At 70.8% G+C, this 25,027-nt stretch carries 21 protein-coding genes; 16 read left to right on the plus strand and 5 right to left on the minus strand.

Annotated elements, in window-relative coordinates:
- Nucleotides 1–321: 321 nt before the first annotated feature.
- From OV207_RS19700 to OV207_RS19720, 5 genes are all read right to left on the minus strand, one after another.
- Nucleotides 322–2,385 carry a transglutaminase TgpA family protein gene (locus OV207_RS19700; protein WP_267556682.1) on the minus strand — a complete coding sequence of 688 codons (2,064 nt, stop codon included), beginning with the start codon at nucleotides 2,383–2,385 and terminating at the stop codon, nucleotides 322–324.
- Complete coding sequence (locus OV207_RS19705; RefSeq protein WP_267556683.1) at nucleotides 2,382–3,359, minus strand: DUF58 domain-containing protein; 978 nt, start codon at nucleotides 3,357–3,359, stop codon at nucleotides 2,382–2,384. The genes OV207_RS19700 and OV207_RS19705 overlap by 4 nt, the downstream gene beginning before the upstream one ends.
- A complete protein-coding gene (locus OV207_RS19710; RefSeq protein ID WP_193429950.1) occupies nucleotides 3,356–4,336 on the minus strand; it encodes an AAA family ATPase in 981 nt (326 codons plus the stop codon). Before OV207_RS19710 ends, OV207_RS19705 begins: the two co-directional genes overlap by 4 nt.
- Nucleotides 4,337–4,464: 128 nt before the next feature.
- Nucleotides 4,465–4,788 carry an STAS domain-containing protein gene (locus OV207_RS19715; RefSeq protein ID WP_267556684.1) on the minus strand — a complete coding sequence of 108 codons (324 nt, stop codon included), beginning with the start codon at nucleotides 4,786–4,788 and terminating at the stop codon, nucleotides 4,465–4,467.
- A 224-nt stretch (nucleotides 4,789–5,012) separates the two neighbouring features.
- Nucleotides 5,013–5,750, minus strand: coding sequence for a lytic transglycosylase domain-containing protein (locus OV207_RS19720; RefSeq protein WP_267556685.1), 738 nt, complete (start codon nucleotides 5,748–5,750; stop codon nucleotides 5,013–5,015).
- A 291-nt stretch (nucleotides 5,751–6,041) separates the two neighbouring features.
- Here OV207_RS19720 and OV207_RS19725 point away from each other — a divergent pair, with 291 nt between their 5' ends.
- The 16 genes from OV207_RS19725 (at nucleotide 6,042) to OV207_RS19800 (ending at nucleotide 25,009) form a co-directional block, all read left to right on the plus strand.
- Nucleotides 6,042–6,200 (plus strand): lmo0937 family membrane protein, encoded by a 159-nt coding sequence (locus OV207_RS19725; protein ID WP_193429947.1) that lies wholly within the window; start codon nucleotides 6,042–6,044, stop codon nucleotides 6,198–6,200.
- On the plus strand, nucleotides 6,197–6,766 hold the full coding sequence (locus OV207_RS19730) for a hypothetical protein (RefSeq protein ID WP_267556686.1): 570 nt from the start codon (nucleotides 6,197–6,199) through the stop codon (nucleotides 6,764–6,766). The genes OV207_RS19725 and OV207_RS19730 overlap by 4 nt, the downstream gene beginning before the upstream one ends.
- 84 nt (nucleotides 6,767–6,850) lie before the next feature.
- A complete protein-coding gene (locus tag OV207_RS19735) occupies nucleotides 6,851–7,933 on the plus strand; it encodes a HupE/UreJ family protein (RefSeq protein ID WP_267556687.1) in 1,083 nt (360 codons plus the stop codon).
- 55 nt (nucleotides 7,934–7,988) lie between these two features.
- On the plus strand, nucleotides 7,989–8,459 hold the full coding sequence (locus OV207_RS19740) for a hypothetical protein (RefSeq protein ID WP_120533964.1): 471 nt from the start codon (nucleotides 7,989–7,991) through the stop codon (nucleotides 8,457–8,459).
- Nucleotides 8,460–8,545: 86 nt separating this feature from the next.
- Complete coding sequence (locus tag OV207_RS19745) at nucleotides 8,546–9,316, plus strand: hypothetical protein (protein ID WP_267556688.1); 771 nt, start codon at nucleotides 8,546–8,548, stop codon at nucleotides 9,314–9,316.
- Nucleotides 9,317–9,460: 144 nt separating this feature from the next.
- Complete coding sequence (gene rplC / locus OV207_RS19750) at nucleotides 9,461–10,129, plus strand: 50S ribosomal protein L3 (protein ID WP_193429944.1); 669 nt, start codon at nucleotides 9,461–9,463, stop codon at nucleotides 10,127–10,129.
- A 311-nt stretch (nucleotides 10,130–10,440) separates the two neighbouring features.
- Complete coding sequence (locus OV207_RS19755; RefSeq protein ID WP_193429943.1) at nucleotides 10,441–11,259, plus strand: outer membrane beta-barrel domain-containing protein; 819 nt, start codon at nucleotides 10,441–10,443, stop codon at nucleotides 11,257–11,259.
- A 9-nt stretch (nucleotides 11,260–11,268) separates the two neighbouring features.
- Entirely contained in the window at nucleotides 11,269–12,504 is a 1,236-nt protein-coding gene (locus OV207_RS19760) for an outer membrane beta-barrel domain-containing protein (protein ID WP_193429942.1), read from the plus strand.
- A 2-nt stretch (nucleotides 12,505–12,506) separates the two neighbouring features.
- Nucleotides 12,507–14,045: a tetratricopeptide repeat protein gene (locus OV207_RS19765; protein ID WP_267556689.1), complete on the plus strand. Its 1,539-nt coding sequence runs from the start codon at nucleotides 12,507–12,509 to the stop codon at nucleotides 14,043–14,045.
- Nucleotides 14,046–14,320: 275 nt separating this feature from the next.
- Nucleotides 14,321–18,001 (plus strand): tetratricopeptide repeat protein, encoded by a 3,681-nt coding sequence (locus OV207_RS19770; RefSeq protein WP_267556690.1) that lies wholly within the window; start codon nucleotides 14,321–14,323, stop codon nucleotides 17,999–18,001.
- A complete protein-coding gene (locus OV207_RS19775; protein ID WP_420715246.1) occupies nucleotides 17,998–19,506 on the plus strand; it encodes a tetratricopeptide repeat protein in 1,509 nt (502 codons plus the stop codon). Before OV207_RS19770 ends, OV207_RS19775 begins: the two co-directional genes overlap by 4 nt.
- Nucleotides 19,507–19,664: 158 nt before the next feature.
- Nucleotides 19,665–19,940 (plus strand): hypothetical protein, encoded by a 276-nt coding sequence (locus OV207_RS19780; protein ID WP_193429939.1) that lies wholly within the window; start codon nucleotides 19,665–19,667, stop codon nucleotides 19,938–19,940.
- A 57-nt stretch (nucleotides 19,941–19,997) separates the two neighbouring features.
- On the plus strand, nucleotides 19,998–22,058 hold the full coding sequence (locus tag OV207_RS19785) for a TonB family protein (RefSeq protein WP_267556691.1): 2,061 nt from the start codon (nucleotides 19,998–20,000) through the stop codon (nucleotides 22,056–22,058).
- A gap of 178 nt (nucleotides 22,059–22,236) precedes the next feature.
- On the plus strand, nucleotides 22,237–22,836 hold the full coding sequence (gene cglE, locus OV207_RS19790) for an adventurous gliding motility protein CglE (protein WP_193429937.1): 600 nt from the start codon (nucleotides 22,237–22,239) through the stop codon (nucleotides 22,834–22,836).
- A gap of 121 nt (nucleotides 22,837–22,957) precedes the next feature.
- A complete protein-coding gene (locus OV207_RS19795) occupies nucleotides 22,958–23,761 on the plus strand; it encodes a hypothetical protein (protein ID WP_227027986.1) in 804 nt (267 codons plus the stop codon).
- A 57-nt stretch (nucleotides 23,762–23,818) separates the two neighbouring features.
- The gene (locus tag OV207_RS19800) at nucleotides 23,819–25,009 is read left to right on the plus strand and encodes a PKD domain-containing protein (protein ID WP_267556692.1); all 1,191 of its coding nucleotides are present in this window, start codon (nucleotides 23,819–23,821) and stop codon (nucleotides 25,007–25,009) included.
- Nucleotides 25,010–25,027 lie beyond the last annotated feature (18 nt).

Consider the following 25,027-nt stretch of genomic DNA (forward strand, 5'->3'; position numbering starts at 1 on the left):
ACCGGGATGCCAACCGCGGTCGGATGTATTCGCGTGTGTCTCCAAGGGGTTAACGGACGCAGGGCGGCGCCATGGGAGGGCGGTCTGTAACCGTTACCCGGCCACCGGAGGAAATCCGCGGGTCTGGGAGGGTAGGAAGTGCACGTCTGCCGGCCCTGGACGCGCGTCACCGTGGCGCGCCCTCGGTTGGGGTTCGCGGAAACGCTTAATGGCCGCGCATGGCGCGGGCGTTGGCATTTCGGTCAGGCCCGGCCGTCCCTGGGGAGGGGGAGCGACCGACAAGGGAAGGCCGCTTCCTTCCGGAGGGCACTTCCGTTCCGCTCAGGAGGCGCGGGCGGTAGGGCCTGCCTGCTCGGCTGGCTTCACGCCCTGGCGGGCCGCCTCCGCCTCCAGCGCGCGGCCGAGCGTCTTCAGCAGGTGCTCGGCCTCTCCCTCGCGCAGCTCCCGGCCGCCGAAGCGGGCTTCCAGGTAGCGGCGGGTGAGGGGCGTGAGCGCCAGGGCCAGCGGGTGGCCCTCGCGGGCCAGTCGCGGCGTCAGCTCCTCCAGCGACTCGCCTTCGTGGCGAGGGACGTGGGCGCGGGCGAGCAGCGCGTCCACCCGGTCCAGGAAGCGCGTGGCTTCCAGGCGCACGGCGCGGCGCGGCCAGCGGGCGACGAGGCGGCCCACGCGCCAGACGAGGAAGGCCACCACGGCGGCCGTCACCCACGCTCGTGCGGGGGGCAGGCGGCTGGGGGTGGAGGGGCCCTCCGCGGGACGGCGCGGCGGGCGCACCAGCTTGCTCGCCAGCTCGAACTGGTCGCGGAACGAGTAGTCGACGACGGAGTCGCGCCAGCGCCCCTCCACCGCTTCATAGAAGGCGAGCAGCTTCTCCAGGAGGACGAAGCCCTGGCTGGTGCGGTGCGAGGGCGGGGTGGCATCCACCGTGACGAAGCCGCGCCCCGGCACGAAGACGTGCGTCCACGCGTGGGCATCACCGGCGCGCACCAGGTAGCCGCCGTCCATCCGCGTCCCGCCGAAGAAGCCCGTGGCCAGCCGCGCGGAGATGCCCTGCGTGCGCAGGAGCACCGTGAGCGCGGTGGCGAAGTGCTCACAGTGACCGGCCTTGCGCACGAAGAGGAAGTCGGCGAGCGGATCCTCCGACGTGCCCCCCTGGTCCAGCGTGTACGCGTAGGCGCGCTGCAGGTGGTTGACGAGCTTGCGCGCCGCGGCCAGCGGCTCCCGCTCGCCGTTGAGGACGCTCGCGGCGAGCTGGGCCACGCGGGGGTCCAGGTGTTCGGGCAGGGCCAGGAGCTGATCGCGCTCCTCGGACAGGAGGCCGGAGGCCGCCCCGGCCTTCGCGTCCGGGGGCAGGCTGTAGGCTTCGTACGTGTACGCGGGCGCGGTGATGCTGAAGCGCACCTCGCCCCCGCCGTGCAACTGGACGGTGCTGGCGCGGGTCCCGCTCTGGGTGAGGGCCACGGCGTTGCCCAGCCGCGACGGGGACTCCAGCGCCACCAGCGTGCGGCCCCCGTAGGCGGGCAGCAGCTCCACGCGCTGGTGCAGCAGCGTGTCGCTGGCGGGGCGCAGGGTGATCTGCCGCTCGGTGCGCTGGGCCCCGACGACGTTGGTCCACTCCTGGCCGTCGAAGGTGTCGTAGGTGCGGCCCACCCAGTAGGCGTCCAGGGCGTCGCGGCCCGGGTCGGGCGTGAGCGTGGCGCGCAACACCACGCGCGGGTTGCTCTTGATGGTGCCCGCGCCGCCCAGCCGCACCGTGTTGGAGAAGCCCGCGCTGCTGGCCGCGCCGAACCCCGGCGACGAGCGCGGGCCCACCATGGACCAGTTGAGGCGGGGGAAGAGGACGAAGAAGGCGATGGCGCCCGCCACCGCGAACGTCACGCCCCCCGACAGGGGCAGCAGCACCGCGCGCACCGGCACCGGTTCGCCGTCCGGCACCGCCGCCTCCACCACGCCCAGCGCCAGCGACAGGCTGGCCAGCACCCCGAAGGCGATGAGGCAGAGCGCGTACGTCATGTCGCCCGACAGCGCCGCGCCGCCGGCCACCATCAACAGGCCCGTCAGGTGCGTCTGGCCGTCGGAGGCGTTGTCCGGCGTGGAGAGCAGCCGCTGCGCGGAGATGAGGCCCGCGAAGGCGCACGCGACCACCACCGCGTTCATCGCGCCGGACGTCATCCGCAGGCCCAGCAGCACGGCCGCGATGAGCAGCAGCAGCGCGGACAGCCGGGCATGCCGCGCCACGAGCCGCACGTCGCAAAGCGCCAACACCAGCGCCAGCAGGAACACCGCCAGCACCCACACCGGGAGCTGCCCGGACACGGCCATGGCCCCGAAGGCCGCGCCCGCGCCCAGGTCGCGCAGCACCAGCCGCAGCCGCAGCGGGCGCTTCACGCCGCCTCCTGCTTCGTGCTGGCGTCCACGTCCTCGAAGCCCACCCAGGCGAGCGCCTGGAGGATGCGCCGCTCCTGCGACGCGCCCGCCGCCGGACGCAGCGTGTGCTCCGGAAGCTGGAGCCCCACCTCGTGGCCCGCGTCGAGCAACTGGTGCGCCTGCGCGGCGACCTCCTCGCAGCGGCGCTCCAGCGCCTCACCCGTGAGGCCCGCGTCCAGCGACAGCCTCCAGGTGCGGCGCTCCTCGCGCTCGCGCTCCACCTTGAGGAGGCGGCCCGCCGCGGCGCTCTTCTTCCAGTGGATGCGGCGCGCGTCTTCACCCGGCGCCAGCTCCCGGAGGCCCGCCACGTCGCCGGTGCCGTCATGGTGGCGCGGGCTGCCCGTCTCGCCCTGGGGGCCGGTCTCTGCGGGCCCCGGCTCACGGCAGGCGTAGCCCCGGCGCGGGTACACGAGCAGCGTGCCCTCCAGGGAGAACACCCGCGTCTTGGCGAACAGGCCCAGGGGCCACGTGGTGGTGACGCGCACGCCGGACAGGCGCACCGGGCCCCGGCGCGGCGCGGCCAGGTCCGCCCGGACGACGAGCTCCCTGCCCGCCGGCAGGTGGCCCACCCGGCCCGTGCCGACGAGCGGCGACAGGTCCTCCGACAGCACCAGCGCGAAGCCATGCCCCGCCTTGCGCGACACCGCCCAGCGGTAGGGGAAGGGCTCGCGCGCGAAGGCCGCGTCGGCGCCCACCCGGCGCACCGTCAGGTCGCGCAGGCAGCGCTCCGACAGCACGCCGGACACCACCACCATGCTGAGCAGCAGGCCCAGCAGCAGGTACAGCAGGTTGTTGCCGGTGTTGAGCGCCCCCAGCCCCACGCCGAACGTCACCACCAGATAGGTGCGGCCCGTCTTCGTCACCGACAGCGTGCGCGGTGGGCGGAAGAAGGCGCGCAGCCGCGCCCGGAAGGGGGGGCGGGCGGGGGCCTTCACCGGGGCGCCGCCACCTTGCGGGACAGCTCCTCCACCAGGTGCGCCGCCTCGTCGCGCGCGGACACGCCCTGCACCGCGCTGCGCAGGAGCACCCGGTGCGCCCAGCAGGGCACCAGCATCGCGCGCACGTCGCCGGGGGTGACGAAGTCGCGCCCCTCCCACAGGGCCTGGGCCCGGGCGGCGGAGCCCAGCGCCAGCACCGCGCGGGTGGACGCGCCGCGCTCCAGGTCGCCGTGCTCGCGCGTGGCCCGGGCCAGCCGCACCACGTAGTCCGCCACCGACGCGTCCAGCTTCACCTCCGCGGCGAAGTCCCGCAGCGACGCCAGCTCCTCCGGCCCCGTCACCGCCTCCACCGACGCCAGGGGGGACGCCGCGCCGCGCGTGGTGAGCAGGCGCGCCTCCACGTCCGGCGCCGGGTGGCCCAGGGACAGGCGCACGAGGAAGCGATCCAGCTGCGAGTCCGGCAGGGGGTAGGTGCCGGAGAAGTCCACCGGGTTCTGGGTGGCCACCACGGTGAAGGGGGAGGGCAGGGGGTGCGTCTCACCGTCCAGCGACACCTGCCCCTGGGCCATGCCCTCCAGCAGGGCGGACTGGGTGCGCGGCGGGGCGCGGTTGAGCTCGTCCGCCAGCACCAGCTGCCGGAACAGCGGCCCGGGACGGAAGGAGAAGGTGGCCGTCTGCGCGTGGAACACCTGCGCGCCCAGGATGTCCGCCGGCAGCAGGTCCGCGGTGAACTGGATGCGGGAGAAGGACAGGGCGCACGCGCGGGCCAGGGCTTCGGCCAGCGTCGTCTTGCCCACGCCCGGCATGTCCTCCAGGAGCAGGTGGCCGCCCGCCACCATGCAGGTGACGACGCGCTGGACCTCCACGGGCTTGCCCTGCACGGCGCGGCCAAGCTGGGCGGCGAGCCGCTCCATCACCGCGCGTGCGGAAGCAGGGGAGGGAGCAGGACCGAGGGCGCGGGCGGGCTGGGTCATCCTGGGCGGACTCTAACCCAGGCGGCCCCGCGCCGGCATACCCTCCAGGGCGGCGCCATCGCGATCGGAGCCCGCCTGCTTGCGCGGGGGCTTCCTGGGAGCGCGGGCCGCCCGGAGGCGCTTGCTTCCTAGGCGGAGAGGATGTCCTCGGGCGTGTAGTACGCCCGGTTCGTCGTCGGCGAGGACAGCACGCCGAAGTAGCGGAACATCCGCTCGTGGTGCGTGGCCAGACCGCGCATCTGCACCGCGCTCTCCTTCAGGCCGTGGGTGAGCACCCCCACCGCGCTGTCCTTGAACTCACGCAGGTGCGCGAAGTCCAGGACGACCTCGCTCTGGCCCAGGGAGCGCAGCGACAGGCTCAGCTCCTGCGCCGTGCGTCCGTCCAACGTTCCTTCCAGGCGCAGGGTGACCCGTCCCGCCGCCTCTTCCCGAAGAATCTGAAGCCCTGACATGTTCCGCGCTCCCGCTGAGGTGTGCACCTGTGTGCCGCCTGCGAAGGTGATGGGCGGCTGAAGCACATCCCGGACCCCGTGTGGGGTCCGGCTTTCCCAAGGTGACCCGTGGGGGTGCACAGCCGGAGCCGAACACTGCACCTTCGCGGGCGTCCTGGTCAGTGGCAGGCGTGCAACTTCCGCCCGAGTGTTGTGCAACGGGCGAAGCGCATGTCACGCAGCGGTCAACCCTTGCGGCCTTCCGTCGGCTGGGTAGCACGCAGGGTCACCGCGCGCTCCTGCTGGGCCTTCAGCTTCTGGAACTCCTTCACGACCTTGGCGGGATAGCCGGCCATGAACTTCACCCGGTTCTCCTTCTTGGCCAGGATCTTCCGGGCGGTGGTGGGGCCCGCGTTGTAGGCGACGAGCGCGCTCTCCACGGAGCCGAACCGGCCGATGAGCTCCGCCAGGTACGCCGTGCCCAGGTTCACGTTGGTCTCGAAGTCGAAGAGGTTGGTCTGCCGGCCCAGCTTGAAGCCCGCCTTGTCCGCCAGGTACTTGCCCGTGTCCGGCATCACCTGCATGAGGCCCATGGCCCCGACCCCGGACACCGCGTAGTTGTTGAAGGAGGACTCGCAGCGGATCAGCGCCACCACCAGCATCGGATCCAGGTTGTTGCGCTCCGCCTCGCGAACAATGGAGACCGCCAGCCGGCGCTGCTGCCGCTCGGGGAGGCCGGAGGCGCGCACGGCCTCCACGACGCCCATCTGCTCCGCGCGGAGGTAGTCCGCTTCGTCCTCGTACGTCTGGAGCCGGGCCAGCGCCGCCTTGAGCTGCGCGTCCTTCTGCGCCAGCTCCGCCCTCAGGGCCGCCACGTCCGGTGCCTCCCCCTGCGCACCCACCGGCACCTGCACCGGGAAAGCCCCTGCGCCCGTCCCCACCAGCACCACCGCCGCCGCCACCGCCACCGTCCAACCCCGCATCTCGCCCTCCCCTGGCGCCCGACTGCCCGCGCCCGCTGACTCGCCCACACCCAGCGGCTAAGCAGGCAACGTGCCAGCGTACGTTGCGTGTGCTCTGCTCCCTTCAAGATCCTTATAGAGCGGCTCCGGAACGGTCCCGGCGCGCCGCGCCCGGCCTGAAAAAATGCCCGGAGAGGGAAGTTTGTTTCCCAACCTGAGGCTGCACAAAGCTCCCCCTGTTGCCGCGAGGGGACCGCGTTCCTAGGTTGCGCCTCGTTCCAATCGTGGGCCCTGTGTGGCGGGAGGCGTGGCGTGTACTGGACCATGGGCATCATTCTGATGGTGTTGTGGGTGATGGGGCTGATCACCGGTTCGACGGAGGGGCAGTGGGTCCACCTGCTCCTGCTGTTCGCCGTCGTCGCCTTCGTGCTGGCCGTCGCGTCGCTGGGCCGCCGCCGGGGGCTGGCGTGAACGTGCCGGAGCTGGACATGGCGTGGTTGGAGCTGCCGCGCGACAAGGCGGGCTTCGTGCGGCGCGAATGTCCCCGCTGCCAGCGCAACTTCAAGACGCGCCCGAACCGGCATGATCCGGGGATGCTGCAGCGGCTGCTGGCGGGCTACTTCCCCTTCGAGAACGTCCACGAGGCGTACACGGCGGAGGAGCTGCCCGCGTGGCACTGCCTGTACTGCGGTCACCGCGCGCTGCCGGATGCGTGGCTCACGCCGGATCAATCCGCCCACGTGGAGCGGATGGCGCGCTCGTGGGCCAACCACGTGCGCTACGAACAGCTCGCGTACGTGCAGCGCACGCTGTCGCAGAATCCGCACCCCACCTTCGTGTCGGTGCCGCCGGAGCCGCTGCCCCGGCCGCTGCCGCCGGATGAAGAGGTGCTGCGCACGCTGCCCATGCTCTGCTGCGGTGAGGAGGTGCAGGCGTCGTGGGACTGGGACGCGCCCCTCGTCTGTCCGCGCTGCGGCGCGCACCACGGCGGGCTGAGCGGACGCCGGCAGGTGAACCTGGAGTTCGTGCAGGAATAGCCGCGCCGGCCGCGAAGGCCCTCGCTTCGTCGCGAACCCGGCAGTGGACGGCCGGGGCGCGCGGAGGGCAGGCTCGCGGTCGCGATGAAGCTGGCCCCTGCCGTCCAGGTGGCGCTGACGGCCCTGGCCCTGCTGGGGCCTGGCGCCGTCCACGCCCACGAGGCGGATCTCATCTCCGTGCGGGCCGTCCGCGATGACGCGTCCCCGGAGCGCGTGCGCGAAACGCTCACGCTGAACCCCGACACGCTCCGCCGGCTGCTGCCCGACCTGCCCCCCGGGTCCGACCCGGCGGCGGCGCGCTCCTCCTTCCTGGAGGCCCGGCGCGCGGACCTGGAGGCGCGTGTCTGGCGCCGCGTGCCGCTGTCCGCGGGGGGAGCGGCGTGCGTCCTCGAGGCCTCGCGCGCGAGCTGGGATGCGGGCCCGCGCGTGGAGCTGCACGCGGACTTCCGCTGTCCCCCGGGGACGCTCCAGCAGACGTTCGGCGTGCTCGACGAGCTGCCCGCGGGCTACCGGATGATCCGCGCGGGGCTCCGGGATGACGGCGCCTCGCCAGGCGCGGGCTTCGCGGACCGGGAGCACCCCACGCTGTCACTGGAGGGCCCGGAGGGCGCGGCGGGTGGCTTCGCGGGCTGGGTGGGCCTGGGCGTGCGGCACATCCTGGAGGGCGTGGATCACCTCCTGTTCCTGGTCGCCGTGCTGCTGGTGGGCGGCTCGTTCCGGCGGATGCTCGCGCTGGTGACGTCCTTCACGCTGGCGCACTCACTGACGCTGGGGCTGACGGCGCTCGGCTGGGTGACGCTGGAGGCGCGGGGCACGCGGTGGGCGGAGGCCGCCATCGCCGCGTCGCTCGTCTACATGGCGCTGGAGAACCTGGTGCTGAAGCGGCATGGACACCGCGCGGGGCTCACCTTCCTGTTCGGCCTGGTGCACGGCCTGGGGTTCGCGAGCGGGCTGCGTGGCTACGGGCTGGAGGAGGCGATGGTGCCGGGGCTCCTGGGCTTCAACCTGGGCGTGGAGGTGGGGCAGGCGGTGGTGATGGCCTTCCTGGTGCCCGTGCTGCGAATCGTTCAGCGCAGGCCCCGTCTGCACTCGAGGGTGATGCGCGTGTCGTCCATCGGCCTCGCGGGGATCGGGTTGTACTGGATGGTTGCTCGTGGGGCCGGTTGAATTCATCGGCGTGCGTTCCTAGCTTGGGGTTGATGAGGGTGGGGGAGGGACGCTGATGGGCGCGAGGCATACCCGGCTGGCCGCTGCACTGGCCGCCGCGTGGGAGGCGGAAGTGGTGTCGGCCCGTCGCATGACGGGGCTGGCGGAACGCATGAACGACGCTCGCGTGCGAGCGCGGCTGATGGTGCTGGCCGCGTTCTGCCGGGCCCATGCGTCCCGGCTGCTGGCCCGTCTGGCGGCGCTGGGACGGGGACCGCTGCCGGTGCCCCCGGAGGAGATCGACCTGGATCCGGACACGGTGCTGGAGCTGCGCCGGGAAGGGGCCTTCGCCCGGGCGTCCGCCGCGCGCTATGAGACGACCGCGGAGATGGCCCGCCAGCACGCGGACCTGTCGTCCGCCTGGGTCTGCGAGCTCAACCGCACCGAGGAGCAGGACCGGGCCCGGGAGCTGCTCGCCCTGGCCGAGGGGGCCATGGCGGCGGTGCGGCGGGAATCCCAGGCTGTCGCGGCGCCCGCGGACTCCTGAGCGGAGGCCGTCAGAACGGGCCGGGCACGGCGGAAGACGTGCTCGGCCGGTGACAGTCCTGGCGTCTTGGGCGTATGAATCCGCCCATGGCGAAGGAGAGCTACAACGATCTCATCTTCCAGCTCGGCGACCTCGCCCGGGACATCCTCCCGGGCAAGCCGAACTGTCCCCGCTCCATGGAACGCGTCTACCGCGCCGAAGAGGTGCTGGAGGCGCGCCGGGAGGAGCTGGCGATCCTGGAAGCGGAGATGAACGACGAGGACATCGCGTACCAGGACTCCCTCGCGCAGCACGAGGACGAGTGCGCGGCCCAGAAGGAGATCACCGGTCGCTTCAAGCGGGCCGTGGACGCCGTGGAAGGCAAGGTGAAGGGGCTTCGCAAGACGCTCGACACCCGCCGCGCCGACCTGCGCTACGCCATCGCCGGCCTGAGGAAGATTGAAGCCAAGCTCGCGGACCTGGAGATGACCACCCAGGACCCCGTGAAGCTGGACGCCGCCCGGCAGAACCTCAAGAAGAACCGCATCGCGCAGATGCGCCTGGCCCGTGAGGTGGAGGACTGGGAGGCCCAGCTGGCCACCGCCCTCACCCCCACCCCCGGCCAGCCCGGCGCGGCCGGCATCCTGGCCCACAAGCGGCTGATCGAGCTGGAGGACGCCGCCGCCGAGCAGAAGCGCACCCATGACGAGCGGATGGCGGAGCTGGATCAGGCCATCGCCGCCAAGGAGGAGGAGACGAAGGGCGCGGAAGATTATCTGGATCAGGCGTTGTTCCTGCTGGGCGAAGAGGTGTATGCCCAGCGCATCAAGGAGGAACAGCTCGCCTCCTTCTACCCCCGGCTGGATCGCGCGCAGTAGGGGGTTGCACACGCCCTTGGTGCTTGACGTGGGGAGTGTGTTTGCTATCTTGCGCCGCTTCCTGGCGGCCGCGGGCACGCGTGTAGGCCAGTTCATTGAATTTATTGAGCTTTCGGCGCCACGGGCGCTCGCTGTGAGGACGACGTGAAGGGTCTGATTGGCAAGAAGATCGGCATGACCCAGGTGTTCAACGACGAGGGCAACCTCGTTCCGGTGACGGTCATCGACGTCAACACCTGTCTGGTTGTCGGCAAGCGCACCCCGGAGAAGGATCAGTACTCCGCGGTGACCGTGGGCTTCGGCGAGATCCGCGAGAAGCTCCTGAACAAGCCGCAGCTCGGCTTCTTCAAGAAGGCCAGCGCGACCCCGCGCCGGCACCTGCGTGAGTTCCGCGTCACGGCCGAAGAGGCCGCCGCGTTCAACGTGGGCGACGCCGTCAAGGCGGACATGTTCGCCAAGGGCGAGCTGGTGGACGTCACGGGCGTCACCAAGGGCCGCGGCTTCTCCGGCGTCATGCGCCGTTGGAGCTTCAAGGGTTCGCAGACGAAGACGCACGGTACGCACGAGTATCAGCGTCACCCGGGCGCCATCGGTCAGCGTAAGACGCCCGGCCGTACGTACCCGAACAAGAAGATGCCGGGTCACTACGGCGTCGAGCGCAACACCACCCAGAACCTGACGGTGGTGGACGTGGACGTGGAGAAGGGCCTCGTGCTCGTCAAGGGCACGGTCGCCGGCCACAACGACGGCATCGTCATCGTGCGCCCCAGCATCAAGGTCGCGATGCGCGCCGCGCACAAGGCCGCGCGCTAGTCTCCTGCGGCTGACGTACGGGCGCGCTTCACCGCGCGCCCTCCTTCGACGCCCCGCCTCCGGCACCTTCGGGTTCCGGGCGGGGCGTTCGTCGTTTCCGGCACCGGGTCCGCGCGGTGTGCGTTGAAACGTTGAGTGCTGGTCTCCCTGGGGGCAAAGGGCGAAAACTTTACCGACGGTCGTTGGGTTCCGCTTGCGGTGAAGGGGCGCCGTGCTCACATGGCTGTCCCACGCCGGGGCCTCGCCGTCGCAGCCAGACGGAACGCGCCGCCGGTCTACCCAACGGCCCACCCCCGGGCCGGGCAGGAGATATGAACGCACGCACGCTTCGCGTCTTCGCAGCGCTGTGCATCACGCTGACGGCGCTCGGCGCCGCCGCACAGGAAGACGGCGTCCTGGACTCCGCGGTCGTCCGCAACCGTCTCTACAAGCCCGCGGGGCATCCGGAGCTGTCCCTGTCCGTGGGCCTGCCGGTGCAGACGCACCTGACGGCGCACTACTTCTTCAACGTCGGCCTCGCCTACAACCTGTTCGACACGTTCGCGCTGGAGGCGCGCGCGGGCTACGCCGCCAGCCGCCACACGGGCCTGGCGCGCTCCATCTCCGAGTCCTTCCTGGATCGCGAGGACAAGCGCGTCACGGACGAGCTGGAGGACCTGTGGCGGATGAACCTGCACGGTGTCATCGGCGCGCGGTGGGCCCCCATCTACGGGAAGATCAGCCTGGTGGCGGACGTCCCGGTGCACTTCCAGACCTACCTCTGGGTGGGCGGCGGGCTGGGCAACCTCAAGCGCGAGTCGGTCATCCAGTGCACCCAGGTGGTGGACCGGGCCGCGGGCGTCTGTGACAACCGCACGGCCGTGGACGACCGGGGCAGCGCCACGGAGAACTACTGGGTGAAGGAGTCGCGCGTGGCGCCGGTGGTGTCCGCGGCGCTGGGCTTCCGCTTCTTCGTCAACGCGCGGCACGGCATCCGGCTGGAGCTGCGCGACTGGATCTTCAAGGACAGCTACCGCGTGAACCTGCTGCGCGACGACTGGGAGGCCGGCAATCCCACCGGCGAGCCCGCCGGCAGCCCGGGCCTCACGCACCTGGTGCAGTTCGACCTCGGCTACACCTTCTCGTTCTGACCCTTCCCTATGCGACCCTTCCGTTCCATCGCGCTCCTCGTCGCCGCGGTGCCAGCCCTCGCGTTCGCGCAAGGTGCCGCCCCGGCGCAGCCGCAGGCCGCCCCCGGGACGCCCGTCTCCCAGGGCCCGGAGACGACTGCTCCCACCCCTTCACCCGCCGAACCTCCCGAGCGCTCGCGCACCCAGCGGGAAGCGCCCGCGGTGCCCCAGGCCGCCCCCGAGCGCCCGACGGCGCCGCCCGCGGCGGCTCCCGGCACCGAACCCGCTGACGCGGACGACGCGAGCGACACGCCCGCTCCCGCCCCGGGCCCCACGTCCGGCACCGTGCCGGCGGATGCCCCGGTGCTGGAGTCGCCGGAGACCGGCGAGGCCCCGCGCACGACGGACGCGCGGCAGCAGCGGCTGGTGAACGGCGCGCCGCTCTACAACCCGAACGTGAACGTCCACATCGTCCAGAAGAAGCGCTTCGCGGACGAGGGCAAGCACGAGCTGGTGCTGTACCCCGGCGTCGTCCAGGTGAACGGCAAGTTCACCAACCACGTGGGCACCGCGCTGCACTACGTCTACCACCTGCAGGAGAACTTCGCCCTCCAGGTGGGCGGCCAGTACAACTGGTACTCCGACGAGAGCGACTTCAACCTGGAGCTCATCGACAAGGTGCGCGAGCAGGCGCAGGCCGCGTCCTCGCTGCTGCTCCAGTGGGGCGCGCACGCGGGCGTGGAGGTGACGCCGCTCTATGGCAAGTTCGCCTTCTTCAACAACTCGCTGGCGCAGTTCAGCGTGGTGCTGTCCGGCGGCGCGGGCGTGGGCAAGACGCGGCACCTCATCCGCCCCAAGGTGGCCAACGAGGTGGACGGGCAGACGTACGACGTGCCCGCGCGCTTCGGCGACACGGGCAACAAGTTCCTGGGCGAGGTGGGCGGCGGCTTCCGCGTGCAGTTCGGCGAGTCCTACGCCCTCCGCCTGGAGGTCCGCGACCTCATCTACACCGCGCGCGTGGACAAGGTGGACGGCTGCAACCTGGGTGACTTCGAGGCGCTGGAGGCCGCCCGGGCCGCGAACCAGCCCTTCGACGGCCTGGCGCTGAGCAGCAGCTGCAAGGTCGCCAAGTTCGACGGCGTCGATCCGGACACGAAGAAGAACTACCGCGAGGACATCATCCTCGGCCGCGACCTGGTGGCCGAGCCCTCGTCGGACGTCCTCAACAACGTCAGCTTCTACGCTGGCTTCTCGATGCTCTTCTAACCATGTCCCGACTGCTCCGACTCCTCGTCGTTATCGGGCCCCTCGTCGTGCCGGCCGCGGCCTTCGCCCAGCAGGACGTGGGCGCCTACAACCGCGCGCTGTCCGCCTTCAACGCCGGCCAGTTCGACACCGCCGCCCCCCTCTTCGCGCAGCTGGCCGAAGGGGAGGACGCGGACCTGAAGGGCAAGGCCGAGTACTACCTGGCGCAGACCTTCGCGAAGAAGGAGCTGCCCGTCGCGGCCTTCATCTCCTACGCCGCCATCGTCAACGCCGGCCCCAAGCACCCCTCGTACCTCAAGGCCATCGAGGGGCTCGTGGACATGCAGCAGCGGCTGGACGAGCAGAACCTCATCCCCAGCATCCTCAACCAGGCCTACTCCGACGAGGTGCGCGACCAGTGGGTCACGCTGCCCAAGGAGGTGCTGGCGCGGATCAACTACCTGGTGGGCACCGCCACCCAGCGCCGCATGCGCTTCGAGGAGGCCCGCGCGCTGCTGGAGGCCGTGCCCGCCGACAGCCGCGTCTACGCGAAGGCCCGCTACCTGCTGGGCACGGTGCTCGCGGATCCGCGCTTCCCCGGTCGCCCGGGGGAGGGGGAGACGCTGGACAAGGAGGCCATCGCCGCGTTCCAGGCGGTGCTGTCCACGAAGGAGCCCCAGGTGGAGCTGCCCCAGACGCGGGAGCTTGCGCTCCTGGCCCTGGGCCGCGTGCACTACCGCCGGGGCGAGTACGCCGACGCGGTGAAGGCCTACGAGGGCGTGCCCCGCTACGCGCGCTACTGGGACCAGGCGCTGTTCGAGAACGGCTTCGCCCGCTTCCAGAACGAGGACTTCGGCGGCGCGCTGGGCAGCCTCCAGGCGCTGCACGCCCCCCAGTTCGAGGGCGCCTTCCAGCCCGAGTCGTGGATCCTCAAGTCCACCGTCTATTACTACTCGTGCCTCTACGACGAGGTGAAGACGACGCTCGCGGCCTTCGACGAGCGCTACGGCCCCATGGCGAAGCAGCTGGAGCCCTTCACCGGCGAGGAGCTGCCGCTCGTGCAGGCCTTCAACCTGGTGGCCGCGGAGAACCGCCGCCTGCCGCGCCCGGTGTACCTGTGGATCCGCAACAACGAGCGCATCCGGGAAGTGATGCGGACGCTCACCCGCGTGGACGCGGAGAAGCGCGCCATCGTGGACGGCCCCTGGCGCGGGACGCCGCTGGCCGCGCAGACGGTGGCGTCGCTGGAGGAGATTCGCGGCACGCTGCTCCAGGTGGGCGGGACGCTGGCGAAGAACCGCATCAAGGAGGCCGCGGACAACCTCCGCACCTTCTCCGACCAGGCGGAGATCATCCGCGTGCAGACGGCGCTGGATGAGAAGGACCTCTTCTCCGCGGGCGTGGACCAGAAGACGCTGCTGACGCGCCAGACGCTCTACCGCCCGAAGATGCCGGGCGAGTCCTGGAACTACTGGCGCTTCCAGGGCGAGTTCTGGATCGACGAGATCGGCTACTACCAATACACGCTGAAGCGGGGCTGCCCCGCACGCCAGGAGAAGTAGGCGAAAGGCCGGCGCGACGTCGTACCCGCTCGCACCTGGCTGCTCAGCAAGCACGATGTCCCGAGGCCCCTCACCGCGACCCTGTGTCGCGGTGAGCGGGCCTTTCGCACGTTGTTGAGTCCTGGAAGTTCGCTCGGGGTGATCGCGTACGCCGGGGCACAAGGCATGTTCCGGGCCACTTCCCAACCTGGGACCCCGCGTCTACTTTCCGTCGTCCCTCCCGGTTGGGCAGAATTTTGCCCACCCTGACGAGGCGCGGTTCTCCAGGAGCTCGCATGAAGGTGTTTCTTCGGTTCGGTGCACTGGCGGTGGGCGTCGCGCTCGCGGCCGGTGGGGTGGGGGAGGCGGAGGCGGCGGAGCCGACGGCACCGGCGCGCAAGGTGGCGACGAAGAAGCCCTCCGCGGCGGCGAAGGCCGCGAGCAAGAAGGGCGACGCCACGGCCAGGAAGGAGGACGCGAAGAAGGGGGCTGACGCCAAGAAGCCGGAGCTGCCTCCCGGCGTCTCTGCCCAGGACATGCGCAAGGGCCCGGCGCGGGTGAAGCCCGCCTCGGCCAAGTTCGCGGACGTGCCGCGCATCGCGGACTCCAAGAAGGACGCGATGGCGGACAAGAAGCGCGACGAGGCCATTGAAGGCTTCAAGCGCCTCATCCCCAAGCTCCAGGAGACCTCCACCCAGAAGGCGGAGATGCAGTACCGCCTGTCGGAGCTCTACTGGGAGAAGTCCAAGTACCTCTACCAACTGGAGATGGAGAAGTTCCTCGCGGCGGAGAAGGCCTACGACGCGGCGGTGGCGCGCGGCGAGAAGGCCACCCCGCCGCAGCAGGACCACCGTGACTCGGAGCGCTACCGCGCCGACACGATGCGCATCTACGAGGACATCCTGCGCGAGTACCCGGAGTACCCGGCCCGCGACGAGGTGCTCTTCTCGCTGGGCTACAACCTCTATGAGCTCAACCGCCGCGAGGACGCGGTGGCGCGCTACGAGGAGCTGATCCGCGACTTCCCCAGGTCGCAGTTCGTCCCGGACGCGTACATCCAGCTGGGCAACCACTACTTCGAGAACAACAAGCTCGCGCCCGCGAAGGTGAACTACGAGAAGGCGCGCGACTCCGGCGTCCCGAAGATCTACGCCTACGCCACCTACAAGCTGTCCTGGTGTGACTTCAACGCGGGCGACCTGGACGCGGGCCTCAAGAAGCTCCACGAGGTCGTGGACTACGCGGGCCAGCGCGGCGAGGAGCTGGGCGACCTGCGCACGGAGGCGCTCAATGACCTGACCGTCTTCTACGTGCAGTTGGATCAGCCCAAGGAGGCGCTCGCGTACTTCCGCGAGAAGGCGCCGCCGAAGCGCCAGGGACGGCTGCTCGCGAAGACGGCCGCGGGCCTGGTGGACGCGGGCCACTTCGACAGCGCCATCCTGGTGTACCGCACCCTCATCGACGACGCGCCCATGGGCGTGAACGCGCCCGAGTACCAGCAGGCGGTGGTGCGCGCGTACGAGGGCCTGCGTCAGCGCCAGCAGGTCCGCAAGGAGATGAAGCGGATGGTGGACCTCTACCGCCCGGGCGGCGAGTGGTGGACCACCAACGCCGGCAACGCGGGCGTGCTGCGCAATGCCTTCAGCGTCACCGAAGAGGCGATGCGCGTGATGGTGACCGAGTACCACCAGGAGGCGCAGAAGACGCGCCAGGTGGAGACCTACCGGCTCGCGCGTGACATCTACAAGCAGTACGTGGACGCGTTCGCCTCCAGCGACAACCCGGAGTTCGTCGCGGACTCGGCCTTCAACATCCGCTTCTTCTACGCGGAGATCCTCTGGGCCCTGGAGGAGTGGCAGGCCGCCGCCGGCGAGTACGACGCCGTCGTGGCCTTCAAGATCCCGGACCGCGACTCCGCGCGCGAGGTCTCCAACGAGGCCTACCGCAAGAGCGCGTCGTACAACGCGGTGCTCGCGTACGACAAGCTCGTCAAGATTGAGCGCGGCCAGCTCTCCAAGAGCGACCTGCGGGACGGCCAGAAGGTCGACGAGAAGAAGGACAAGGGCGACGTCGCCAGGCAGAAGCTGGTGAAGCGCGACGCGAAGGAGCAGGCGGAGCAGCCGCTCACGAAGTTCGAGGAGCGCCTGGTCGCCGCGTGCGACACGTACAACGGCCTGTACCCGGGCAACCAGGATGAGATCGACCTGCGCTACCAGGCCGCCGTCATCCTCTACGATCGCGCGCACTTCGTGGACGCGGCCCGCCGCTTCGGGGAGATCATCGAGAAGTCCCCGGAGGAGCGCCGCTCGCGCGACGCCGCGGACCTGACCATGTACGTGCTGGAGAGCCGCGAGGAGTGGCTGGAGCTCAACACGCTGTCGCGCAAGTTCCTGGGCAACAAGAAGCTGTCCAAGCCCGGCTCGGACTTCGCTTCCCGCGTGGCCCGCGTGGTGGAGGGCAGCCAGTACAAGTACGTGGACGAGGTCGTCTACAAGAAGGAGAAGAACCCGGCGAAGGCCGCCGAGCAGTTCCTCACCTTCGTGACGGAGTTCCCCAAGTCGGAGAACGCGGACCGCGCGCTCACCTACGCCATGGTCATCGCGCAGGAGGCGGGCGAGGTCGACAAGGGCATCACCGCCGGCGAGCGCGTCCTCAAGGAGTACCCGAACAGCCCCTTCGAGCTGAAGACCCGCTACACGCTGTCCGGCCTCTACGAGAAGGTGGCCGAGTTCAAGAAGGCCGCCGCCATGTCGGAGTCCTTCGTGTCCGCCTACGACGCGGCCATGAAGGCCCGCGACACGAAGAAGGACGCGAAGAAGGCCAGGGGCAGCGCGGTGGCGAAGAAGGACGACGCCCCGGGCGCGGCCGAGGACGCGGAGTCCAAGCGCGAGCAGAAGGCCGCCGAGCGCAAGGCGCAGGTGGACGAGGCGGGCGCGTGGGTGGCGGATGCCCTCTTCAACGCGGGCGTCTGGTACGACGGCCTGGGCGAGTCCCAGAAGGCCGTCACGGCGTGGAACAGCTACCTGACGCGCTTCAAGGACCGCAAGGACGTGCCCCAGGTGGCCTTCTCCATCGGGCTCGTCTGGGAGAAGGAGAAGAAGTGGGGCGACGCGGCCCGCGCCTTCAGCGCCTTCGTGGACACCTACGGCCGGGACTCGCGCACCGCCGCGGGCCAGCCGTACCTCGCCCGCTACCACGAGCTGCTGGCGTACCAGAAGATGAAGGACGTCCGCGGCCAGGAGAAGGCGCAGGACGAGCTGGTGCGCGGCTGGAACAAGCTGGCGGAAGGGGTGCGCAAGGATCCGGTGGTGCTCAACGCCTACGGCCACGCGCGCTTCCTGGCGCTGGAGCCCACGTGGAAGCGCTTCTCGGACATCAAGTTCACGCGCGTCTCCACCATCCGCCGCGACCTGACGGCGAAGCAGCGCGAGATGCAGCGCGTGGAGAAGGAGTACGCGGCGGTGCTCGCCACGGGCTCCGGCGAGTGGGGCATCGCGGCGCTGACCCGCATTGGCCTTGCGTACGCGGACTTCGCGCGCAACATCATGGACTCACCGGATCCGTCCGGCCTGGATGACGACCAGCTCAGCATGTACCGCGGTGAGCTGGAGACGCTGGCCCTGCCCCTGGAGGACAAGGCGAGCGAGGCCCTGGAGAAGGGCCTCCAGAAGGCCTACGAGCTGGGCATCTACAGCGAGTGGACGCTGGCCGCGCAGGACCAGGTGAACCGCCTGCGTCCGGGGGCCTACGCCCAGGTGAAGCCGGTGACGTACCGGGGCAGCAGTGATTCGCGCATCGCCTCGGGCGTGCTGAAGGACCTCAACGGCCCCATCAGCGCCTCCGCGGAGCCCAAGCCCGTGGCGCCTCCCGCGCCGGTGGGCGCGCAGCCGGAAGGGCAGAAGCCGTCCGCCGCGCCGGAGGCCGTGGAGGGCTCGAAGTCCGAACCCACCGCGCTGCTCGAGGGGGTCCAGCCGTGAAGACGACGAACAGCATCGACATCAGCAGCCAGTTCGAGGGGATGGGGACGCAGCGGATGAACGGGTTTCGCACCAAGCGGATGTTCCTGGCGGGGGCCTTCGCCTTCGCCTTCACCACGGCGTGCGCCACGGGCCCCCGGCCCACGCCCGTCGCGATGAACGCGGTGGAGCGGCCCGCTCCGGTGGTGCCCGCGACCCCCGCGCCGGAGGTCGCGGAGAAGGGCAGCGTCGACAACCTCTTCGCGGAGGCGCTGAAGGCCTACGAGTCCGGGGACCTGGACCGCGCGCGCAAGGGCTTCGAGCAGGTCGTGGCGAAGGAGCCCAAGACGCTCAACGCGCAGTTCAACCTGGGCGTCATCGCGGAGAAGCAGGGCCGCCCGGCCGACGCCCGCGCCGCCTACGAGAAGGTCCTCTTCCTGGATCCGGCCCACACGCCGTCGGTGATGAACCTGGGCCTGATGCACCGGCACGAAGGCCAGCTGGAGGAGGCCATCACGCTGTACACGAAGGCGCTCCAGACGCCGGGCCACGAACACGACGAGCCCGTGCTCAACGGGCTGGCCGCGACGTACCGGCTGGCGGGCAAGCTGGACGAGGCGGAGGCCACCGGCCGGCGCGTGCTCGCGCGCAGCAAGGACAACCCGGAGGCGTACAAGACGCTGGCGCTGGTGGCGTATGACCGGGGCCAGTACCGCCTGGCGGAGCTGCTGATCATCAACGCGCGCAAGGTGGCGGACAAGGACCCCGCCATCCCCAACACGCTCGGGATGATCTACCTGAAGATGGAGGACCGTCCGCGCGCGCTCGCCCAGTTCCAGAAGGCCGTGGCGCTGGATGAGAACTTCGCCGCCGGGCACCTCAACCTGGGCGCGCTGGCGCTCTCCTACCGCGACTACGCGGGCGCGGAGCGCTCCTTCGTGAAGGCCCTGTCGCTGGAGCCGGAGGGCGTGGAGGGCCAGCTGTACCTGGCGTACGCGCTGGACGGCCAGAAGGGCCTGGATCCGAAGAAGGGCGTGGCCGCGGGCGAGGCGTTCGAGAAGGTGCTCGCGCGCCGCTCGGAGCAGCCGGAGGCCGTGTGCGGCGCGGGCTGGGCGTACGCGGCGGACCGCTCCGGCTTCGAGAAGGCCATCGCCTTCCTGGACCGCTGCAAGGAGCTGGGCGCCACGTCCCCGCAGGACAAGCAGCTCATCACCGCCAAGGTGCAGGGCCTGCAGACCATGCTCAAGACCCCGCCGACGCCGGCTCCCGCCGCCACGGCGGAAGGGGAGGGCGAGCCGAAGAAGGACGGCGCGGCCGCCATCGGGGGCGCGGGTTCGTCTTCATCCTCCATGATGAACCAGCTGCCCCAGGACACCGCCGCGCCCGACCCGGCCGCGGCGGCGGAGGGCGGCACCGAGCCGGCCCCCGAGGCGTCCGAAGCCGCTCCCGCAGCCCCGGGTCAGCCCGTGGACGGTCAAGCCGCCCCCGCGTCGCAGGCGGCTCCCTCGCCTGCCCCGACGCCCTGAAGAAAGAACAGTCGCCCGGGCTGGAAGAACGAGAACTTTCTTCCCCCCTCCAGGCCCCCAGGTGCAAGCGGCCGGGCGACTCCCTTAGAATCCAGGGACTTGGAGTTGGTGCGAGCCCTGCAATGGAAACCCAAGAGCGGGGCTACCGGAGACTGCACATGAAGCGACTGCTGGCATCGGTGGTGATGGTGGGAGTGCTGGGGGCGGCGGCCCCCGCCCTGGCGCAGGACTCGGTGAAGGTCATCCAGGAGGAGGACCGCACCGTGTACCGCAAGAAGACGGTGATCGATTTCACGGACGTGGCGGTGGAGGGCGAGCTCACCAAGCCGGAGGGCTCCTACGTCCTCAATCGCAAGAAGACGGACTTCCAAAGCCTCATCAAGGTCCGGGAGAACTTCGACCCGGAGTTGCAGAAGTCGACAGACAATCTTTAGGTCGTTTCAGGCGGCGTTGAACGTTTTCGGGACGGGAAGGGAAGAAGGAAGAACTTCATGGCGGCGGCGAGAAAAAACGGTTTGACGCTTCGGATTACGACTCCAGACGGCTCCATCCAGGAGACGGTTTCGGAGGCAGAGAGTGTCATCGTGGGGTCGGGCGCCCAGGCGGCGGTGAAGATTCAGGATCCGCGGGTCTCCAATCTCCATGTGATGCTCAAGGTGGACCACGATGGTTCGGTGACGGCCATCGACCTGGGCAGCGAAGGCGGCACCCAGGTCTCCGGGCAGAAGCTCGTCATTCCCACGGCGCTCAAGCCGGGTGACGTGTTGACGGTGGGGACCTCGCGGGTGGAGGTGCTCTTCGGTGACACGCCCCGGCCGGTGGCTCCGGCGGGCGCGGCGGTGGCGAAGCCCGGGGTGTTCCAGCAACTGCCCCCGTCGCGTCCGGTGATGCAGCCGGCGCAGCAGGCCTCGGTGGCCCCTCCGGTCCGGCGCGACGTCGCGCCTCCCCGGCCCCCGGTGCAGGCGGCGCCCGCCAACGTCGTGGGCACGGTCAGCACGCCGCGCTCCGCGCCGGTGGGGGCCATGGGCGCTTCGGTGGCCACGCACAACGTGGCGCCCACGCCGGTGTTCGGCCCCTCCGCGCCTCCGGGCATGGTGCGCAAGCCCACGCCCGCGTCGGTGGTGACGGCGAAGAAGCCGCAGCTGGCGGCGCATCTGCAGGACCCGCTGCCCCTGGACGCGCAGCCCACGCCGGAGGCGAAGGTCCTCCAGGTGGCGATGCTCTGGGGCGACCAGATGCTGGAGGTCCAGCACTTCAAGGACGGCGCCCCGGTCACCATTGGCGAAGGCAAGAAGAACGCCTTCCACGTCTTCGTGCCGCAGGTGGGCGCGCGGCACGTGCTGGCGGTGAGCAAGGGCGACAAGCTGGAGCTCAAGGCGCCGGTGGGCTCCGGCGTGTTCGTCACCAACAAGGGTGATGTCCGCACGAAGGACGCGCTGCGCGCCGCGGGTCAGCTCAACGCCGCCTCGGCGGAGCAGGAGCAGGTGTTCAACCTGGGCCTGCACGACCGCGCGGAGGTGTCGCTGGGCACCGTGGCGTTCGTGATGCGCTACGTGAAGCCGTCGCCGGCCATCCTGGCCACCTCGCTGTCGGACCGCGACTTCAGCTTCTTCAAGATCGCCGCCATCTGCATCCTGGCGTCGGCCGCGTTCGTCGCCGCGATGGTGCTCACGCCGCACTCGGAGACGCGCTCCGCGGACGACGTCTTCGCGTCCCAGCAGAGCGTGGCGAAGTTCCTCATCGCCCCGGAGAAGAAGGTGGAGGCGAAGAAGCTCCAGCTCTCCGGCGTGGAGGAGGGCGCCAAGGCGAAGGACGAAGAGGGCAAGTTCGGCAAGGAGGAGGCGAAGCAGGCGGAGGCCGCGCCTTCGAAGCCGGGCACCAACGTCGTCGACAAGAGCAAGAAGGAGAAGGACCGCCAGGTGGTGGGCAAGGTCGGCCTGCTGGGCGCGCTCAAGGGCATGAAGGGTGGCGCGTCGGACGTGTTCGGTCCGGGCGGCATCGGCACCGGCATCAACAACTCGCTGGGCGGCCTCAAGGGCGGCGCGGCCATGGGTGACGCGCAGGGCGTGGGCGGCCTGGGTTCGCGCGGCACCGGCAACGGCGGTGGCGGCACGGCGCTGGGCATCGGCGGGCTGGGGACGCAGGGCACGGGACGCGGCGTGGGCGGCTCGGGCGGCATCGACCTGGGTGGCCGTGGCAAGTCCGTGACCAAGGTGATTCCCGGCAAGACGACGGTGGTGGGCGGCCTGGACAAGGACGTCATCGCCAAGGTCATCCGGCGGCACCAGAACGAGATCAAGTACTGCTACGAGTCGGAGCTGAACAAGAACCCGTCGCTGGCGGGCAAGGTCGCGGTGGCCTTCACCATCGACCCGGCGGGCGCGGTGGCGGACGCCAACGTGTCGGAGACGACGCTGGGCAGCAACGCGGCGGAGAACTGCATGATCTCCCGCATCCGTCGCTGGAAGTTCCCGGAGCCAAAGGGCGGCGGCGTGGTGTCCGTGACGTACCCGTGGCTGTTCTCGCCGTCCGGCGCGGACGCTGAGGGGTAGCGGCACCCCGCCTCCGACGTCGGGCGGTTCGTGGACTGGAAGACCAAATGGCGTGGACGAAACGGTCCACGCCATTTTCATTTTTCCCCGCTGCCGTTTCGTGCGCGGCATCACTAGTGTCCGTGCGCCGCTCCAGGAGTGCGTGTGGGGCGAGGGGACAACCGTGACGGGAGGAGTCGTGAGGAAGTCGCTGCTGTTCGCCGCGCTCGCGCTGGCGACGCCGGCCCTGGGTGCCACCGTGCCGGAGGGCGTGCCGTTCGAGCCGCGCCGGGGGTTCTTCACCGAGACCGACGTCGGGGTGTTCTTCACGGTGGGCGGTGAGAACAACTACTCCAACGCGCAGTCGTACCTGCAATTGGGCATCGGCTATGACCTGACGGAGCGGCTTTCGCTGGGGGCGCACTTCGCGCTGGGCGCCTCCGCGCAGAACTGCTTCGCGGGCTACCTGCCGCAGTCCAACGTGTGCGCGCTGTCGGACAACTTCACCGTGGCCTTTGGCGACCTCACCGCCGCCTACCACGTGAGGCTGGCCAACCGCTTCTACCTGACGCCCAAGGTGGCGGCGGGCTACACGCGGTTGGATCCCACGCCGGTGGATCCGGACAAGGGTGACCCGGGCCGCTCCATCAACGCCCTCAACGCGGGCCTGGGCGTGGGCGTGGAGTACGCGACGTCCCTGGACCACTTCACCGTGGGGGCGGACCTGCTCGGGCGCTACATCATCGGGCCCAACATCATGACCTTCGCGGTGTTCCCCCGGGTGAAGTACACGTTCTAGGGGCCCGCGGCCCCCTGCGATTGACGGCGGACACCGGCCCGGACTCCAGGCCGGCTTCAGTCCCTGCCCGAAGGTGCGCACCGTGGACCGGTCCCCTCGCTGACCGCCCCGGATGTGCTCCATGGCTGGTGTCGTCCCTTCCCGTGCTGGCGCGCTCGCGCTGGTGCTGTCGGTGTCGTTGCTGTCCGTGCCGGCCTTCGCGCAAGGCCTCGCCTCCATCCCCTACGGAGACAGCTGCTGGGGCACCGGGACGGACGCGGATGGCGACGGGCTGAACGACGACTGCGAGTACCAGGTGGCGTCCGCCTTCATGCCGGCGCTCTGGATTGCCCAGGGGGAGCGGGGCGCGGGGCGCCGGCCGTACTTCGCGGTGAAGTCGCAGTCCTTCGCGCTGCGCACGCTGCGCATCTTCTACCTGGCCGCCTTCTACGAGGACCACGGCGTCCTGGGCGGCTTCCTGGACGCGCACGACGGCGACACCGAGTTCCAGGTGCTGGAGGTGCACTACTCCGACGGCCGCTGGCTGCTGGACTGGGCCTTCCTCTCCGCGCACCTGGAGACCGTGTGCGAGTCCTCCGCCTGGTACGGCTGGGCGCAGCTCGAATACGTGGCGGAGTCCCGGGGCGCGCCGCGCATCTACGCCGCCCAGGACAAGCACGGCTCGTACAACTCCGTGTCCACCTGCGACCGGGGCGGCTGCTACGTGGACGGCTGTTCGCAGGGGACCTCGGAGCTGTTGGATCCGGACAACCGGCTCGCGTCGCGCAACGTGGGCTCCACGGGCGCGCCGCTGATCAACGCCGTCACCTTCCGGGGACAGACGGAGCGGCTGCTGGACGACGTGGAGTTCAAGGGCTGGGACAACCGGTGGTACCGGCCCAACGCCACGCCCTACCGCGCCCGGTTGATCCGCTTCGGCTTCTAGCGCGCCATGGGGGTCCCTCCGTCCTCGAAGTCGTCGGGCCTGCGCCCGCGGACCCGCATGGTGCTCGCGGCTGGCGGCGCTTTCGCCGCGAGCCTGCTGCTCGCGGCGCTGGAGGCGACCCCGGTGGCCGGAGCCGGACCGGCCTCTCCGGGCCTGCCCGCCGCCCGCGTCCCACCGGCGCACGCCGTGCCCGGGCCGCAAGCCTCTGCCCCCGCGGCCAGGGCGCCCCCGGACGACGACGGGGGGACGCCGGAGGATGCCCGGCTCGCCAGCGCCCTGGGCGAGGTCTGGGAGCCCCTGGCCTCCACGGCCTTCATCGAGCACCTGGACACCGACCGCCCCTGGGCGTGCGCGGGTGGCACCGTCGGCGTCGTCGCGAGGGTGGGCGGCGCGCGTGAGCCCGACCTGGTGGAGCGCTGGGTGTGGCCCACGCCGGAGGGCCGCGCGGGGCTCCAGCCGGGTTCGGGGTTGGACTGGCGCGCGCCCGCCGTGCCGGGGCGCTACCCGGTGCGCTTCCAGCTCTGCCGCGACCTGGGAGGCCGCCGCGTCGGCGTGCTGGCCGAGCGCACCGTGCTGCTGGAGGTCCGGGACTGCGCGGCGGGGGCGGAGTCGCCGCTGCGCCTGGGGGCGCGACAGGACGGCCCGGCGACCTTCACCTTCGAGGTCCAGGGCCTGGAGGAGGCCGGGCCCGTCCGGGCGTACACCTGGGACCTGGGGGATGGCACCACGGAGGAGACGGAGGGCCCCATCCTCGAACACACCTACGCGGCGGAGCCCGCGGACGGCGCCATCCCCCGGCGCTTCACGGTGCGGGTGCACGCGAGGATGGAGTCCGGCGCGCCGCGCGCCATCACCGCCTTCGTGAGCGTCCGCCCGCTGGAGCGCCCGGAAGCGCCGCCCCGCGTGGCGCTGAAGGTGTCCCGTTGGCAGCCGGAGCGGGAGACCGGAGGCTGGCGCAGCGAGGTCTCCGTGCACGTCCCGGAGGGCGCGGAGGCCGTCACCTGGGCGGAGGTGGAGCGCATCCTCGTGGGCTGGGACGACCAGCGGCGGACGACCCGGATGCCCTGGGACCGCGCCCTGGGCGTGCAGGAGCTGCTGGGGCGCGGCGGCTTCCGGGCGGAGGTGGTGGTGGGCCCTGACGAAGCGACGCCGGACGTCAAGCAGGTGCTGGACGTCCTCCACGGCCGCGACGCGCGGGGCAGCGACGTGGTGGTGTCCTGGGCGTCGTTCAAGCAGGACGCGCCCTGAACGAAGCAGAGGCCGCCA

The organism is Corallococcus sp. BB11-1, from assembly GCF_026626625.1.
GTDB lineage: Bacteria > Myxococcota > Myxococcia > Myxococcales > Myxococcaceae > Corallococcus > Corallococcus soli.

Bases quoted from the DNA above. Each gene is read 5' to 3' on its own strand.
- OV207_RS19710 (WP_193429950.1), bottom strand. From the start codon at position 4,336: ATGACCCAGCCCGCCCGCGCCCTCGGTCCTGCTCCCTCCCCTGCTTCC.
- OV207_RS19715 (WP_267556684.1), bottom strand. From the start codon at position 4,788: ATGTCAGGGCTTCAGATTCTTCGGGAAGAGGCGGCGGGACGGGTCACC.
- OV207_RS19720 (WP_267556685.1), bottom strand. From the start codon at position 5,750: ATGCGGGGTTGGACGGTGGCGGTGGCGGCGGCGGTGGTGCTGGTGGGG.
- OV207_RS19735 (WP_267556687.1), top strand. From the start codon at position 6,851: ATGAAGCTGGCCCCTGCCGTCCAGGTGGCGCTGACGGCCCTGGCCCTG.
- OV207_RS19740 (WP_120533964.1), top strand. From the start codon at position 7,989: ATGGGCGCGAGGCATACCCGGCTGGCCGCTGCACTGGCCGCCGCGTGG.
- OV207_RS19745 (WP_267556688.1), top strand. From the start codon at position 8,546: ATGGCGAAGGAGAGCTACAACGATCTCATCTTCCAGCTCGGCGACCTC.
- OV207_RS19755 (WP_193429943.1), top strand. From the start codon at position 10,441: ATGAACGCACGCACGCTTCGCGTCTTCGCAGCGCTGTGCATCACGCTG.
- OV207_RS19760 (WP_193429942.1), top strand. From the start codon at position 11,269: ATGCGACCCTTCCGTTCCATCGCGCTCCTCGTCGCCGCGGTGCCAGCC.
- OV207_RS19765 (WP_267556689.1), top strand. From the start codon at position 12,507: ATGTCCCGACTGCTCCGACTCCTCGTCGTTATCGGGCCCCTCGTCGTG.
- OV207_RS19770 (WP_267556690.1), top strand. From the start codon at position 14,321: ATGAAGGTGTTTCTTCGGTTCGGTGCACTGGCGGTGGGCGTCGCGCTC.
- OV207_RS19780 (WP_193429939.1), top strand. From the start codon at position 19,665: ATGAAGCGACTGCTGGCATCGGTGGTGATGGTGGGAGTGCTGGGGGCG.
- OV207_RS19785 (WP_267556691.1), top strand. From the start codon at position 19,998: ATGGCGGCGGCGAGAAAAAACGGTTTGACGCTTCGGATTACGACTCCA.
- OV207_RS19795 (WP_227027986.1), top strand. From the start codon at position 22,958: ATGGCTGGTGTCGTCCCTTCCCGTGCTGGCGCGCTCGCGCTGGTGCTG.
- OV207_RS19800 (WP_267556692.1), top strand. From the start codon at position 23,819: ATGGTGCTCGCGGCTGGCGGCGCTTTCGCCGCGAGCCTGCTGCTCGCG.